13 protein-coding genes and 1 pseudogene are annotated in these 15,477 nt (G+C 66.6%); 1 reads left to right on the top strand and 13 read right to left on the bottom strand.

The genetic code is table 11. The features are described 5' to 3' along the window. Position 1: 1 nt before the first annotated feature. From BMZ43_RS04610 to BMZ43_RS04590, 5 genes are all read right to left on the bottom strand, one after another. Complete coding sequence (locus BMZ43_RS04610) at positions 2–2,545, bottom strand: bifunctional diguanylate cyclase/phosphodiesterase (RefSeq protein ID WP_093250360.1); 2,544 nt, start codon at positions 2,543–2,545, stop codon at positions 2–4. A gap of 158 nt (positions 2,546–2,703) precedes the next feature. Continuing rightward, on the bottom strand, positions 2,704–3,288 hold the full coding sequence (locus BMZ43_RS04605) for a DUF4136 domain-containing protein (RefSeq protein ID WP_064307247.1): 585 nt from the start codon (positions 3,286–3,288) through the stop codon (positions 2,704–2,706). A 62-nt stretch (positions 3,289–3,350) separates the two neighbouring features. Next, on the bottom strand, positions 3,351–3,962 hold the full coding sequence (locus BMZ43_RS04600; protein WP_017642408.1) for a DUF4136 domain-containing protein: 612 nt from the start codon (positions 3,960–3,962) through the stop codon (positions 3,351–3,353). A gap of 46 nt (positions 3,963–4,008) precedes the next feature. After that, positions 4,009–4,764 carry a methyltransferase domain-containing protein gene (locus BMZ43_RS04595; protein WP_017642407.1) on the bottom strand — a complete coding sequence of 252 codons (756 nt, stop codon included), beginning with the start codon at positions 4,762–4,764 and terminating at the stop codon, positions 4,009–4,011. After that, positions 4,761–5,066 (bottom strand): nucleotide pyrophosphohydrolase, encoded by a 306-nt coding sequence (locus BMZ43_RS04590; RefSeq protein WP_017642406.1) that lies wholly within the window; start codon positions 5,064–5,066, stop codon positions 4,761–4,763. The genes BMZ43_RS04595 and BMZ43_RS04590 overlap by 4 nt, the downstream gene beginning before the upstream one ends. Positions 5,067–5,210: 144 nt before the next feature. Between BMZ43_RS04590 and BMZ43_RS04585 the strand changes: the two genes are divergently transcribed. Continuing rightward, a complete protein-coding gene (locus tag BMZ43_RS04585; protein WP_064307246.1) occupies positions 5,211–6,329 on the top strand; it encodes a hypothetical protein in 1,119 nt (372 codons plus the stop codon). A 246-nt stretch (positions 6,330–6,575) separates the two neighbouring features. Here the strand turns inward: BMZ43_RS04585 and BMZ43_RS04580 are convergent, their stop codons facing one another. From BMZ43_RS04580 to BMZ43_RS04545, 8 genes and pseudogenes are all read right to left on the bottom strand, one after another. Beyond that, positions 6,576–7,046 carry a helix-turn-helix domain-containing protein gene (locus tag BMZ43_RS04580; protein WP_017642404.1) on the bottom strand — a complete coding sequence of 157 codons (471 nt, stop codon included), beginning with the start codon at positions 7,044–7,046 and terminating at the stop codon, positions 6,576–6,578. Positions 7,047–7,401: 355 nt separating this feature from the next. Next, positions 7,402–7,821, bottom strand: coding sequence for a GNAT family acetyltransferase (locus BMZ43_RS04575; RefSeq protein ID WP_017642403.1), 420 nt, complete (start codon positions 7,819–7,821; stop codon positions 7,402–7,404). A gap of 106 nt (positions 7,822–7,927) precedes the next feature. Then, positions 7,928–8,953: a peptide ABC transporter ATP-binding protein gene (locus tag BMZ43_RS04570; protein ID WP_017642402.1), complete on the bottom strand. Its 1,026-nt coding sequence runs from the start codon at positions 8,951–8,953 to the stop codon at positions 7,928–7,930. Further along, positions 8,940–9,971, bottom strand: coding sequence for an ABC transporter ATP-binding protein (locus BMZ43_RS04565; RefSeq protein WP_017642401.1), 1,032 nt, complete (start codon positions 9,969–9,971; stop codon positions 8,940–8,942). Before BMZ43_RS04565 ends, BMZ43_RS04570 begins: the two co-directional genes overlap by 14 nt. Next, a complete protein-coding gene (locus BMZ43_RS04560; RefSeq protein ID WP_017642400.1) occupies positions 9,968–10,879 on the bottom strand; it encodes an ABC transporter permease subunit in 912 nt (303 codons plus the stop codon). Before BMZ43_RS04560 ends, BMZ43_RS04565 begins: the two co-directional genes overlap by 4 nt. 22 nt (positions 10,880–10,901) lie before the next feature. Then, positions 10,902–11,912: an ABC transporter permease subunit gene (locus tag BMZ43_RS04555; RefSeq protein ID WP_017642399.1), complete on the bottom strand. Its 1,011-nt coding sequence runs from the start codon at positions 11,910–11,912 to the stop codon at positions 10,902–10,904. 360 nt (positions 11,913–12,272) lie between these two features. After that, positions 12,273–13,697: an OprD family outer membrane porin gene (locus BMZ43_RS04550; RefSeq protein WP_093250357.1), complete on the bottom strand. Its 1,425-nt coding sequence runs from the start codon at positions 13,695–13,697 to the stop codon at positions 12,273–12,275. Between the two features lie 145 nt (positions 13,698–13,842). Further along, a pseudogene (locus BMZ43_RS04545) lies at positions 13,843–15,435 on the bottom strand (ABC transporter substrate-binding protein). Positions 15,436–15,477 lie beyond the last annotated feature (42 nt).

The raw sequence follows: 15,477 nt of genomic DNA, 5'->3' as shown, positions 1-15,477 counted from the left end.
CTCACCCAGCCCGTAGGTCGGTATCCAGCAGCGCCGCCAGTTCGCGGTCGAACAGGGCGTGGCCGAACAGCGGGCCCTGGACTTCGGCGCAGTGCTGCGCCTTCAGCCAGGCCAACTGGCCTGATGTCTCGACGCCCGTCGCTGCCACCCGGAGCCCCAGGGTGCGTCCCAGACCGATCAGCGCCTGGGCGATGGCGGCATCTGCCTGCCGCTGGTCCAGGTGAGCGATGAGCTGGCTATCGAGGCTGATGCCCTCCAGCAGGGGCTGGCGCAGTGCATCGAAGGCGCCGAGGCCTTTGCCGAAATCGGCCAGGCTCAGGCGCACGCCCAGGGCGTTGAGCGCCTGGAGTTGAGGGAGCGGCGGATCACCGTCTACCCGCAGCAGCGCCTCGGGCAGCTGCAGCTCCAGGCGTTCCGCTGCCAGGCCACTGGTCTGCAAGGCCTGGGCGACTGCCTCCACCAGGGCCTTGGCATCGTCGAACTGGCGAGGCGACACGCTAATGACCAGCCGCAGCGGCGCGGGCCAGGCCGCTGCGGCGCGACAGGCGCTGTCCAACAGCCAGAGCCCCAGGGGAGCGCTGAGTCCGGTCTCTTCGGCCAGGGGCAAGAAGGCCTCTGGCGGTAACGTTCCGCGTATCGGATGGGCCCAGTGCAGCTGGGCTTCGACGCCACTCAGGGTGCCGTCTGCCGTGCGCCGGCGGGGGAGGTAGGCCAGGCGCACCTGGTCGCGCGCCAAGGCCTGGCGCAGTTCCTGTTCCAGGTCACGACGCTGGCTGAGCTGGGCGTCCATGGCCGGTGCATGAAAGCACCAGCCGTTGCGGCCCGCGGCCTTGGCCTGGTAGAGCGCGATGTCGGCCAGGCGCAGCAAGTCCTCGACCTGGCTGGCCTGCTCCGGTGCCTGGGCGATGCCAATGCTGGTGCCGACGCTGACGGTCTGCTCCTCCAGGGGAATCGGCCGGCCGATGGCGCTTACCAGGCGCGCACAGATCTGGTCGACCGTCGCCACATCCAGGTGGCCGAGCAGCACCACGATGAATTCGTCGCCCCCTAGGCGCGCCACCAGGCCGCCGGGCCTCAGGCTGGCTTGCAGACGCCGGGCGATTTCCTGCAGCACCCGATCACCGGCGGCGTGGCCGAGGCTGTCGTTGATCGGTTTGAAGCGATCCAGGTCCAGACTGAGCAGGGTGAGCGGCGTGCTGGGTTGCGCCAGTTGAGCGGCCAGGTAGTGCTGCAACTGCAACCGGTTGGCCAGGCCGGTCAGGCTGTCGTGTTGCGACAGGTGCTCGATCTCGGCCTGGGCGTTGACCGCGGCGGTGATGTCGCTGGCGGTCCCGCGGAAGCCGGCGTCCTTGGGCAGGGGCCGCGCGGTGATCTCGCAGACCCGGGAATGGCCGAGACGGTCACGATAATGGCAGCGCAGCACCTGGCGCTCGTCGAGCTGGCGAGCCTTGTCCAGGAGCCAGTCAGCCAGGCGGGTCGTCTCGCTGCTGAACAGCTCCGCGAGCGGCCGACCGAGCCAGCTGCCAGGCGCATGCCCGGTGATGCGGGCGAAGCGTTCAGACAGATAGGCGATGCGGCCTTCGGCATCGCTTTCCCAGAGCCAGTCGGAGGCCGCCTCGGCGAGCTCGCGAAAGCGGCTTTCGCTGCGGCTCAGCTCGGCCTGGCTGGCGATCAGGGCATCGAACTGCTGGTCGAGCTGCCGGGCTGAATTCAGCGCATGGCGGATCAGCAGCGCCAGCACCAGGCCGAGCAACAGCACCCCGGCCAGGAACACCGGTAGCGTCCGGCGCAGCAACTGGGCGCCGGGCCGTGGGGGTTGCCAGTTGAGCAACAGCGGTGAATCCAGCGGGCGCAGGGATTCATGATCGGGCAGAGGCAGCCGGGAGGCCTGCAGCGTCGGCAGCCCGTAGGTGTCGCTGAGATGAGCCAGGGTCGCGGGGTCGAGCACATTGACGAACAGCATCACCGAGGGCACGCCGGTGCCCGGCGTGACGCCATAGCTCGCGCCCGGCGTGATGGTGGCAGCGGCGACCAGCGCAGGGACGCCGCCGACACTCAGGATCCGCACCAGGCTTTCGGTTTCTCCAGGTCGCTGGCGAGTCGCCGCCAGCAGGGCAGTGAGATCCCCTTCCAGCCATTGCGCGGCCGTGCGCTCCGTTGGCTGCCCGTCGATCACGGCATAGACGGTACGGTCCTGGGGATCCAGCACGAAGACGCCGTTGTAGCCATAGAGCTCATAGGGAATGTCGCCAACGTTACGCTCCTCGTTGGCCCAGAAGCGATCGACCTTCAGGTGCAGGTGCTTGTAGGCCTCGCCCCACTTGGCATAGTTGATGATGTTATGGCCGATCTCGTTTTCCACCTGCTCCAGGGTGCGGGTGATATAGGTCCGCGCCCGCTGCTGGACATCGGCGTCCTGGCTGGAGGCGGTCTTGATCAGCAGGTAGCAGCCGATGCCGAGCAGGATCGGCAGGGCGCAAATGACCGGAAACAGGCGCAGCAACAGGGCGTGACTGCGACGGGTGGCGATGGGGGTTGGCGACATGAGGGACCTGGGCGCTGGACGACGGTCAGGTTTCCTGCGCGGTGGCCAAAGACGGCGCGAGGAATATCTGGCCAGGTGCCATTATCGGCGACTGGCTAACAGACGTCTGCTCATCATCGGACCAGGGGCAGCGCTGAGCTGCCCGGACGGTCGACCGCTCAAGGACGCGGCGGATAGCCGATCAGCAGTTCGTTGATCAGACGGCCGAAGCCAGCACTGCGTTGCGCGGGCGTGGCGTTCTGGTCGTCCAGCAGGCGCTCTTCGCTGGCGCGCCAGACCAGCTTGCCGTCACGGCCATCGAGCATGTCGAGTTGCACCGTCATCACCGGGTAGGTGACGGTCTGGGTGCGTACATAGCTCGGCCCCCAGGGACCAGGGCCCCAGGCGGAGCCCCAGGGGCCACCCCAGCCCGGTCCCCAGTAAGGATCGGCATAGCTGAAGCTCTGCTGGCGCTGATCGAGGATCACATAGAGCTTGATCTTCAAGTCCGGGCGCGCACCGGCCATGGCGGGACGCAGCCCACGCTGGTCGAGGCCGCCGCTGACCGAGTCGCGCAGGCGCTGCTCGGTGAGATCGCTGCGCACCCGCGGATCGTTGGGGCGGTATTCGATGGCCGGATCCGCCCAGCCCCAGCTGCGATAGGCGGCGAAGTCGCGGCTGGCGTCATAGTCCAGATTGCGCGGGCCGCGTTCGGCGCAGGCCGTCAGCAGGAGGACCGCAAGCAGCAGGAGGCAACGTTTCATGGGCGATCCTCGGCGGTGAGGGTAGTAGTCTGCTTGGACTGGCTTGAGGGCCACTTATCCCCTTAGCTCGGCGGATAGTTGGCCAGCAGGCGGCGGGTGGTGTCTCTCAGGGTACGTGCGCGTTCGCCGCTGTTGCCGCCGGTGGCCTGCTCGGCGGCCGAATGCCAGAGCACGCGCCCCGTGGCGGGATCGAGCAATTCCACCTCCAGCACATCGACCACAAAGGTCCGGGTGCGGGTCCGCGCCTGGCCGACCGTGGCGCCATAGCCGGGGCCATAGCCATAGGGCCCGTAGCCGCCGTAGCCGTAGCTGGTGTCGTAGTAGTCGGTGTACTGCTCGCTGCGCTGCTGCTGGGTGAGGCGGGCACGCACCTGGAGATCGGCGCGGGCACCGCCGATGGCCGGTCGCAACCCGCGCTGGTCGAGGCCATCGGCCACCGCCTGCTGCACGGTCTGGCCATCCAGGCCACCGCTGACCACCGCGGCACCAGGTGCCCAACTCCAGGTGCGATAGCGACTCCAGTCGCGGGGCGCTGGCGGGTAGGCCGCCGGATCCTGCTGCGGCAGTACCGGCACCGCGGCCTCCGGGAGGCTGCTGGCAACATAGGGATTGGGCGTCTGGCAACCGGCCAGGGCGAGCAGCGCGAGCGACAGGCAGAGCAGGGGGCGACGCATGACCGTTCCTCGAAGGAATGCTGGCCAGAGCATACCGCGCCCGGCGTTATCCTGCCTTAGCTTGGCAGAGCCAATGCAGATAGCGCCCCAGGCCCGCGAAAGCCGGGTGCCGCCGGTGGGCCAACTCCATGGCCACCAGTTCCTCGCCGTTGGCGCGAGCCTGGAATTCCGGCGGCATGTAGTCGTGAAAGACCCGTACGCCGCTGCGCGCCTGGATCCGCCAGTCCGGCGTCAGCCAGGCCTCGACTTCGCGCGGATCGAGGGGCCGTTGCGGGGTGAGGCCCCGTTGGCCGGCGCCCGCGTAATCGCCCTGCCTGAGTTTGCGGAAATGCCCCTTGAGAAGATTGCGATAGATCAGGGCGTCGCGGTTGTAGAAGGCCAGGGACAGCCAGCCGTTCGGGGCCAGGCAGCGCTCTAGCGTCGGCAGGATCGCCGTAGGCGTCTCCAGCCATTCCAGCACTGCGTGGCAGAGCACCAGGTCGAAGGGCTCGGCGAAGGCGGGCAACTCCTGCCAGGGCAATGCCAGCCAATCGGCGCCGAGTCCGGCCGCGGCAAAGGCCTCCTGGGCGCCGGCGAGCATGGGCGCCGACGGCTCGGCCAGGGTCACGGCATGGCCCTGCTGGGCCAGCCAGAGACTCATGTGGCCCAGGCCGGCACCGATGTCCAGCACCCGCAGGGGACGCCCGGGCAGTACCTCGGCGAGATCCGCCTGCAGCACCGCCAGGCGGATGGCGCCCTTGGTGCCGCCATAGATGTTGGCGGCGAAACGGGTGGCGCGGTCGTCGAAGAAGGTATCGCTCACGGCAGGAAGCGCCTCTCGTTGTCGGCCAGCTTGGCCAGCACTGCCTGTTCCACGTCCAGCTCCAGTTCGCTGCCCAGTTGCAGCAGATAGAGCAGCACGTCGGCGATTTCCTGGCCGGCGTGTTCGCGCTCGGCGGCGCTCAGCTCGCGGGCCTCGGCATCGCTTTTCCACTGGAAGATCTCCACCAGCTCGGCCATCTCGACGCTGGCGGCCATCGCCAGATTCTTGGGGTTGTGATAGCGCCGCCAGGCGTTGGCATCGCGGATGGCGTGCAGGCGGGTGAGCAGGGCAGGGAGGTCCATGGGCGTCCAGGGATTGGCAAAACGTCATTGTCCCATGGCGGGACCAGCGCGCGGCAGTGTCTTGTCCGCTGGTCTCTGCGCGACAGTCCGGCGCTACTGCTCTACTCTGGGCCCATCACCGATACGCTGGCCGCTGGAGCCCTGATGAAATTTCGCCTGTCCGGACCGTTGCTGACCCTGCTGATGATCACCAGCGCCGCCCATGCCGAAAAGCTGCTGCTGGAAGGCACTCTCGGCCAGTCCCGGGTGGTGGTGGAGGTCGATCCCACCGCCAATGACGAAGCCTCTGGCCGCTACTTCTATGACCGCTATCGCCGCGATCTGCGCCTGAGCGGTCCGGCGCAATCGGGCGACCAGCTCAGGCTGGAGGAGGGTGCGCCCTGGCAGGACGGCCCCAAGGCCAACTGGTCGCTGACGCGCGGCAAGGACGGTCGCTGGAGCGGTACCTGGAGCGGTGCCGGCAAGACCTTGCCGCTCGCCCTGGCGCCGCTGCAGCTGGGACAGTCCGCGGCGGCGGATCGCTATCGGCAGACACTGCGCCAGGACGATCCCTACGAATTCCGCCGCCTGCAGGGGCTGACCCTGGAGCAGGGTGAGCGCCAGACCTTCATGGGCCGTGAGCTGCATTGGTGGCGCGAGCCGGTGTCGGGCATGCGGCTGTTCACCGTGGCGGGCGCCAGCGAGGCGGCCAATGCCGTGCTGCGTGACCGACTCTGGGCGGAGGTCGATGCCCACCTGAGCTGCATCGGCCCTGATGGCGAGCACAGCCTGCAGGTGACTCCGCAGTTGCTCACCCAGCGGGTGCTCAGCGTCAATCTGTTCAGCCAATACAGCTGCAGCGGCGCGGCCCACCCGGATTTCGGCAGCGCACCCCTGACCCTGGATCTGCAGACCGGGCAGGAATTGGCGCTGGAAGACTTCCTCTGGCTGGGCCACGGCCAGCCGCTTCGTCCGGCGCCGGAGGATCGCTATTCCCAGGCCCTGGCGGACTATCGGGAAAAGACCCTGGCGCCCTGGGTGGTGCGGTTGTTCACCCGGCTGTATCCGGAGCTGATGCAGGCGCCGGCCGACAGCGATGGCTGCGACTATCGCAGCGCCGACGTCTGGCAATTCGCGCCCTGGTACCTGACGCCCAAGGGCCTCTACCTGGGCCCGACCTTCTTCCGCGCCGCCCGCAGCTGCGACGAACCCGGTGGCACCCTGGTGCCCTACGCCGAGGTCCGCAAGCACCCAGGGCCATTGGTGGACCTCCTGCCCCGCTGACGTAGGTTGGCGCTGAGCGCAGCGAAGCCCAACGCTCCTCTACCCGGCGCGGACATGTCGGGCTTCGACGCTGGAACCGTCTCGGCCCAACCTACGGTGGTTTCATGACACACCTGTAGGTTGGCGCTGAGCGCAGCGAAGCCCAACAGCGCCGCCTGCCTCGAAGGTCTGGCTGCGCAGTAGCAGCGCCATGACCAGCTAGGCGGTTCAGCTGCGCCTAACGCTGGTAACGATCGGTGGCCTTTCCTACTTCCGCAAGAGCTTTTGCAGCCGGGCGTGCTGCCAGAGGGCGATCCTGTCGCGCAGGAAGAAGGTCTGGATGCCACGACCCAGCAACAGAATTCCCCAGATGGCGGCGACCCACAGGGACCAGTGGCTCTCAGGCGAGGTCGCGCGATTGAGCACATAGAGAAAGACACAGATGACCAGGCCGCGCAGCACCTGCCAATAGAAGCCGATCTCGGCGGCGACCTGTTCACGGGCATTCGCGATTCGCTCGTCTGCAGCGGATCCCACTGCTTGAGTGGCTTGCCCTGTCAGGTCGGCAACGCTGATTTCCAGAACGGCAGCCAGGGCGCTCAGGGTCTCCAGACTGGCCTGCTCGCCATTTTCGATGCGTTGCACCGTACGGGTGCTGATGCCCGCGAGTTCAGCCAGCTGCTCTTGCGACCACGCTCGGGCCAGGCGGTGTTCCTTGATCTTGTTAGGCAGTTGCATCTCGGTTTCTCCAGCGGTGGTGGACGAGCAAAAGCCTAGCCGCAGGGCCTTCTGTCCGACACGACGACAACCCGACAGCAGCCTGACAGCGAGGTGACAGGGACCTGATGGCCTCGCTGACAGGGAAGGCGGAAGCCCGTCTCCTCACAGGGTCTTCCCTGTCCATCCACTCTACACCGGCTACACGCGGTGAAAGCCGTCCAGGGATTTCCACAGCAGGTTCGACTCCGCGGGGGGTAAGGCTGCGCCGTTACCTCCGCTACGGACGCTATCGGTCCGTAGCGTGGAAAGCCGCTGGGCGTTTTCCACTGGGCGTTGAGTATCGCCAGCGGACAGGGCTTCGCCGCCTTCCACCCTAATCGTCGGCGATCAGCCGCTTGCCCAGGGTGATGACCTCGGCTTCCACATAACCCAAGGCCGTATAGAAGCCGATGATCGCCGCATTGTCCCGCCGCACCATCAGCTGCAGCTTGGGGCAGCCGCGTTCGCTCAGCAGCTGTTCGGCAGTCGCCACCAGCCGCCGGGCGTGGCCACGCCGCTGATGCTCCGGTGCCACCGCCAGGTAGTAGAGCCAGCCGCGATGGCCATCGGTGCCGACCATGACGCTGGCCATGAGGGTGCCGTCCACCTCGCCCACCAGGAACAACTCGGGTTGCTCGGCAAGCTTGCGCTGGATGTCACGGTAGGGATCGTTCCAGGGGCGAGTCATATCACAGGCCTGCCAGAGGCTGACCAGGGCATCGGTGTCGGCGGACTGGAAGGGGCGGATGTGCATGGGGCGGGATCTCCATCGCGGCCATGGCGGTGCGCCGTAGCGACCGCTCCTACAGGTTACGGTACACCCTGTAGGAGCGGCCCATGGCCGCGATCAGCTTTTCCAGCTAGAGAAAGTTCTCCGCATAGTGGCAGGCCACCTGGCGGGCTTCCACGTTGCGCAACGCCGGGACCTCGGTCTTGCACTTCTCCGTCGCATAGGGGCAACGACGGTGGAAGACGCAACCGGGTGGCGGATCCAGCGGATTGGGCAGTTCGCCCTGGATGCGGATGCGCGGCTTGCTCGGATCCGGGTGCAGACTCGGGGTGGCCGACAGCAGCATCTGGGTATAGGGATGCAGGGGCCGCTCGAACAGCAGGTCGCGACTGGTCTTTTCGACGATGCAGCCCAGGTACATCACCATCACCTCGTCGGCGATATGGCGCACCACCGAGAGGTTGTGGGAGATGAACACATAGGCGGTCCGGTACTGCTGCTGCAGATCCATGAACAGATTGAGCACCTGCGCCTGGATGGAAACGTCCAGCGCCGAGGTCGGCTCGTCCGCCACCAGCACCTTGGGCTGCAGCATCATGGCGCGGGCCACGGCGATACGCTGGCGCTGGCCACCGGAGAACATGTGCGGATAGCGCTGGTAGTGCTCCGGACGCAGGCCCACCTGCTGCATCATCGCCTGCACCTTCTCGCGTCTTTCGCTGCGGGACAGGCTAGTGTTGATCTGCAGCGGTTCGGCCAGCTGGTCGCCGATCTTGCGCCGCGGATTGAGCGAGGCGTAGGGGTTCTGGAACACCATCTGCACCTCGCGGCGCAGTTCCTTGCGGCGGGCGGCGTCGGCGTTGGCCACGTCCTGGCCGCCGATGACCAGGCTGCCGGCGGTGGGCTGCTCGATCAGGGTCAGGGCACGGGCCAGGGTCGACTTGCCGCAACCGGACTCACCCACCACGGCCAGGGTGCGCCCGGCCTGCAGGTCGAAGGAGACGCCGTTGAGCGCCTTGACCGTGGCATTGTCCTTGAACAGCCCGCGGGAGATTTGATAGTGCTGGGTCAGGCCCTTGGCTTCGAGCACGAGGTGCTCGGGCGCCTGCTCCGCAGGGGTGGAGCGGGCGAGGACGGTGGCTTCAGACGGCGCCATGGCGATCCTCCGGCAACTGGCTGGGACGTTGATGTTCGGGCAGCACCTCGGGCACCTCGCCGGGCGCTACGTTGCGCGGGAAGAAGCAGCGCACCGCCCCGCGATCGTAGGGCTCCAGCGCCGGGCGCTCCTGGCAGCGCGGCTGCACATAGGGGCAGCGCGGGCTGAGCAGGCAGCCGGCCGGCCGGTCGTAGCGACCGGGGACGATGCCGGGCAGGGTGTGCAGGCGGTCGGTCTGGCTGTGTTCGGGAATGGCCGCCAGCAGAGCTTCGGTGTAGGGATGGGCGGGGGCGTCGAACAGCGTCGGCACCACGCCTTTCTCCACCGCCTGACCGGCATACATCACCACCACGCGCTGGGCGGTCTCGGCCACCACGGCGAGGTCGTGGGTGATGAGGATCAGGCCCATGCCCTCGTCGCGCTGCAGATTGACCAGCAGCTCCATGATCTGCGCCTGGATGGTCACGTCCAAGGCGGTGGTGGGTTCGTCGGCGATGAGCAGGCGCGGCTCGGCGGCGATGGCCATGGCGATGGCGACGCGCTGGCTCATGCCCCCGGACAGCTGGTGCGGATAGGCGCCGAGGCGACTGGCCGCGGCCGGGATCTCGACCTTTTCCAGCAATTCCAGGGCGCGCTGGCGAGCGGCGCGACCCTTGAGGCCCAGGTGCTGGCGGATCACCTCTTCCAGCTGGAAGCCCACGGTGTAGCTGGGGTTGAGCGCCGTCATCGGGTCCTGGAAGACCATCGACAGCTCCTTGCCTATCAGGTGCCGCCGGCGGCGGCCCTTGAGGCTGAGCAGGTCCTGGCCGTCGAAGGCCAGGCGGTCGGCGGTGATGCGACCGGGATGATCGATCAGGCCCATCACGGCCATCATGGTCACCGACTTGCCGGAGCCGGATTCACCGACGATAGCGACGATCTCGCCCTGATCCACCGTGAGATCGAGGCCTTCCACCACCGGCGGGGCGTCGGTGCCGCCGAAGCGCACCGAGAGGTTCTGGATTTCGAGGAGGCTCATGACTGCACCTTCAGACGCGGATCGAGGGCATCGCGCAGGCCGTCGCCCATCAGGTTGATGGCCAGCACGGTGAAGAGGATGGCGAGACCCGGCAGGGTCACCACCCACCAGGCGCGCTCGATGTAGTCGCGGGCCGAGGCCAGCATGGTGCCCCACTCGGGGGTGGGCGGCTGCACGCCGAGGCCGAGGAAGCCCAGGGCGGCGGCATCGAGGATCGCCGAGGAAAAGCTCAGGGTGGCCTGGACGATCAGCGGCGCCATGCAATTGGGCAGCACGCTGACGAACATCAGGCGCAGGGTGCCGGCGCCGGCCAGTCGCGAGGCGGTGACATAGTCGCGATGCAGTTCGCCCATCACCGCGGCGCGGGTCAGGCGGACATAGGAGGGCAGCGAGACGATGGCGATGGCCACCACGGTGTTGATTAGGCCTGGGCCGAGGATGGCGACGATGGCCACGGCCAGCAGCAGCGAGGGCAGCGCCAGCATGATGTCCATCAGGCGCATGATCACCGGACCGGCGCGGTTGGGCGAGAAGCCGGCGACCAGCCCGAGCAGGATGCCGGGGATCAGCGAGAAGACCACCGAGGCCAGGCCGATCAGCAGCGACAGCCGAGCACCATGGATCAGCCGGCTGAGCAGGTCACGCCCCAGCTCGTCGGTGCCCAGTGGGAACTGGCTGTTGCCACCGTCCAGCCACAGCGGCGGGGTGAGCATGAAGTCGCGGAACTGCTCGCTGGGCGCATGGGGTGCTACCCAGGGCGCGAAGAGCGCGCAGAACACCACGATGACCATGAAGACCAGCCCACCGAGGGCGCCCTTGTTGCGGGCGAAGGCGTGCCAGAACTCCTTGAAGGGAGAGGGATAGAGGGCGCTCGGGTCTTGAGCGGCCGGGGTGTTTACCGTTGTCATAGGCTCTGTCCGTATGGGCGCATCAACGCTGGTGGCGGATGCGCGGATTGACCAGGCCGTAGAGGATGTCCACGACGAAATTGACCAGGATGACCAGGGTGGCGATCAGCAGGATGCCGTTCTGCACCACTGGGTAGTCCCGGGCGCCGATGGCCTCGATCAGCCACTTGCCGATGCCGGGCCAGGAAAAGATGGTCTCGGTGAGCACCGCGCCGGAGAGCAGGCTGCCGACCTGCAGGCCGAGCACCGTCAACACCGGGATCAGAGCATTGCGCAGGGCGTGGACGAAGACCACTCGGCCTGGCGACAGACCCTTGGCGCGAGCGGTGCGCACATAGTCCTCACGCAGGACCTCGAGCATGGCCGAGCGGGTCATGCGGGCGATTACCGCCAGGGGAATGGTGCCCACCACGATGGCCGGCAGGATCAGGTGCTTGAGGGCATCGACGAAGGCGCCGGGCTCGTCGGAGAGCAGGGTGTCGATGAGCATGAAGCCGGTGCGCGGCGGGATGTCGTAGAGCAGGTCCAGGCGACCGGAAACCGGGGTCCAGCCGAGCTGCACGGAGAACAGCATGATCAGCAGCAGGCCCCACCAGAAGATCGGCATGGAGTAGCCGGTCAGGGCCACGCCCATCACCCCGTGGTCCACCGTGGAGCCGCGCCTCAGCGCGGCGATGATGCCGGCCAGCACGCCGAAGACCGTGGCGAACAGCATGGCCGCCACCGAGAGTTCCAGGGTGGCCGGGAACAGGGTCAGGAATTCGTCCCAGACCCCGACGCGACTGCGCAGGGATTCGCCGAGGTTGCCCTGGGCGAGATTGCCGATGTAGTCGAAATACTGCTGGTACAGGGGCTTGTCGAGGCCCAGGCGGTGCATGGCTTCGGCGTGCATCTGCGGATCGACGCGGCGTTCGCCCATCATGACTTCCACCGGATCGCCGGGGATGAGGCGGATCAGGGCGAAGGTCAGCAGGGTGACGCCAAAGAACGTCGGTATCAGCAGCCCGAAGCGACGGGCGATGAAGGCGAGCATCGGAGGGGGTGTCTCCTCTTGAGGCTGATCAAGACGGCGCGAGTACATGCCCGGCCGCGTTTTTAAGTGAGAGCCCGCGCAAAAGCTAAAGAGCTTTTGCTCTGACTCTCAGACCTTGTGGGTCTGAATTCATCCCTGAAGGGACCATCCTGGTCCGTACCGAACGCCACCTGCAGGCAGCAGGCTCGTTCGGTCCTACGAATAGGTTCGAAGAGTGCTCTGAACCAGTGCTCCAAACCCGGCAGACTACCACGTTGCCCCGGGCGTCGATATCTTCGACATGTCCAGGGCTTCGCCGGTGTTCGCGACGCGATCCCGGCCAAGTGCCGGATGCTGCGCGAAATCTGCCGGGTTTGGTCATCACAGCAGGTTGAACGGCAAGGTGGAGACCAGGCGCAGTTCCTTGACGTTACCGTCGACCTGATTCTGGCTGGCGCGGTGATCGGTCAGCAGCAGGCGGAAGCGACTGTCCTTGAGCGTGCCCTGTTGCACCTTGTAGGTGGTGACCAGGCCGATCTCGCGGTGCTTCTCGCCATCCTGTTGCAGGACCTCCGCATAGTTGGCGTACTTGCCGGCGCCGGCGCCGGCGTCGTAGTGGGTACCGTCGATGTCCCAGCCCTTGGCGTACCAGACGCCGGTGCTCAGACCGGGCACACCGAAGTAGCTCCAGTCGGTCTCGTAGCGGATCTGCAGCGACTTCTCGTTGGGGCCGTTGTAGTCCGAGACCAGGGAGTTGGCCAGGTAGATGGCCGCGGTCTCGTGGGCGTAGTCGAAGTACTCGTTGCCGTCGATCTGCTGGTAGGCCAGGGTCAGGCTGTGGGCCTGGTGGCTGCCGGTGAACGCCAGGCTCCAGGCGGTATTGTCGATGTCGCCGGCCTTGGCGCTGCCGGCGTCGACGGTGCGATAGGCGTTGGCCACCGCCTTCCAGGCGAAGGTGTCGAGGTTGCCGCCGGCCTGGGTGACGCTCAGGAAGTACTGGTTCCAGACGTCCTCGAAGTTGGCGCCATAGACGCTAACTTCCCAACCCTGGGGCAGCTTGTAGTTGCCGCCGAGAAAGCTCAGGCGGTCGGCGGTGACCTCGCGGGTGCCGTACTCGGTGGTCCACTTCTCATCGCCAGCGCCGGTCCGCGGGCTGACGCGGGTGAAGCTGCCGCCCTGCAGCGAGAGGTTGTCCCACTCATCGCTGGTCAGCGCGAAGCCGTCGAAGCCGGAGGGGAAGGGCCGGTTGTCGTTGTAGCTGATCACCGGGGTGTCGAGCATGAAACGACCGATCTTGAGCTCGGTGTTGGAGACGCGGAAGCGCGCATCGGCGATGCCCAGCTTGGACCACTCGGCATGACCCTCGCCCTCGGCGTTGGCCAGGGTGCGGTTGCCGCCGCCACCGATCTGGCCCTTGCCGCGTTCCAGGTTGGTGGCCTGGTAGCCGGCCACGTCGATGCCGAAGCCCACCGGACCCTGGGTGTAGCCAGAGCTGTACTTGAGCGCCGTGGCCTGGACCCAGGTGTTGCGCGAGTGGGTGCGTACCCGGGTGCCGTTCTTGCTGTAGCTGAAGACCGGATCGGAGCTGGTCTCGCGGGCAAAGAAGTTGCGGGTGGTCAGGGTCAGGCTGTCATCGGCGAAGAAGCCCTTGGCGCCTGCCTGGCCCTTCACCGGCTTCTGCACGTTGGGCAGGGTCTGGACCTCGTTGGCGTAGCTGGGATCTTCCGGCGCCGGGGACTGGGCGTGGGCGGTCAGGGCCAGGGTAAGCAGGGAGAGGGCGAGGCCTCCACGGTGGACGTTGGTCATAGAAGGTGCTCCAAAGCGGTCGTTTTTTCTGTTATCTGGGCGTTTTCCGGCACGACAGAACCCGTCGCGCCGAAACACGGCGCGAGGCGGGAAAGGTCGAGGGGCGGGCCGCCCGGGCCCGGTCGCTTACGGCATCAGGCGCTGATCAGTCGAGGGTCACCGTGGAGAAGTCGTAGACCCCCAGCGGACTCTGCACATAGCCCTGTACCTTGGGTTGCAGGACATCGGTGAACAGCGGATGCGCCAGGGGAATCCAGGGCATCTGCTGGTGGAAGATCTGCTGCGCCTGCTCATACAGCGCCGTGCGCTGGGCCGGGTCATTGATGCGCTTGGCCTTTTCGATGGCATCGTTGAAGGCCTTGTCGCACCAGAAGGCGCGGTTCTCGCCACTTTCAGTCGCAGCGCAGCTCAGGTTGGTGGTGAGGAAGTTGTCCGGATCGCCGTTGTCGCCGGTCCAGCTCATCATCATCAGGTCGTGCTCGCCGGCCTTGGTGCGCTTGACGAACTCGCCCCACTCGAACTGGGTGATTTCGGCCTTGATGCCGATCTTGGCCAGGTCACCCTGGATCAGCTGGGCCACCAGGGCCGGACTGCCGCCAGGGCCGCTGCCGGTGCTGATGTAGTACTTGAGGGTGAGGCCGTCGGCGTAGCCGGCTTCCTTGAGCAGCGCCTTGGCTTTTTCCACATCATGGGGCCAGGGCTTGATGTCCTTGGCGTAGCCCAGCAGCGAAGAGGGATAGGGGTTGATCGCCGCCTTGGCACCGCCTTCGCCGAACACCGTCTTCAGGTAGTTCTGCTGATCGAAGGCCATGGCGATGGCCTGGCGGACCCGTACGTCGCTCAGCGCCTTGTGCCGGGTGTTCATCGCCAGGAAGGAGGTGGTCTGGCTTTCCACCTGGGCCAGCTTGAGGCTCTTGTCCTGCTTGAGCATCGGCACGTCCTGCGGTTTGACCGTCAGGCCGATCTGGCACTCGTTGTTGCGCACCCGCTGGATGCGCACGTTGGGATCCAGGGTCACCGCCAGCACCAGGCCATCCATCTGCGGCTTCTTGCCGAAGTAGTCCAGATTGACCTTGTAGCGGGTATTGGAATCCTTGGCATAGCGCTGGAAGACGAAGGGACCGGTGCCGATGGGCTTCTGGTTGATGTCGTCGGTCTTCTTGCTGGCGAGCAGGCTGTCGGCGTATTCCTTGGACAGGATCGAGCCGAAGGCCATGGCCAGGTCGGCGAGGAAGGGCGCCTCGGGCTGGTTGAGGGTGAAGCGCACATGGCTGTCGTCCACCTTGTCGATGGACTTGATCAGGGTGCCCATCTCCATGGCCGCGGCATAGGGATAGCCGCTCGGGGAGAGGTTTTACCAGGGATTGTTCTTGTCGAGCATGCGCTCGAAGCTGAACACCACGTCGTCGGCGTTGAAGTCGCGGCTGGGCTTGAAGTAGTCGGTGGTGTGGAATTTCACCCCCTGGCGCAGGGCGAAAGTGTACTGCAGGCCATCGGCGGAGACCTCCCAGCTTTCGGCCAGGCCCGGCTCCAGCTCGGCGGTGCCCTGCTTGAATTCCACCAGGCGGTTGTACAGCGGCGTGGCCGAGGCGTTGAAGGTGTAGCCCGAGGTGTAGCGGCCTGGATCGAAGCCTTCCGGATTGGCCTCGGTGCAGACCACCAGGGGCCGCGCCAGGGCGGCGTTGGCCGTCAGGCAGAGGAGGGCGGCGAGTGACAGCGAGAATAGCGGTTTGGACACGGAAGGCTCCTCGTGAAGGCCCGCCAGGCGGGCCGGACAGGA

It is taken from the genome of Pseudomonas sp. Snoq117.2, from assembly GCF_900110545.1.
Lineage (GTDB): Bacteria > Pseudomonadota > Gammaproteobacteria > Pseudomonadales > Pseudomonadaceae > Chryseomonas > Chryseomonas benzopyrenica.
Note: the sequence above shows the minus strand (reverse complement) of the source record. Positions and strands in the feature narration are given on the sequence as shown.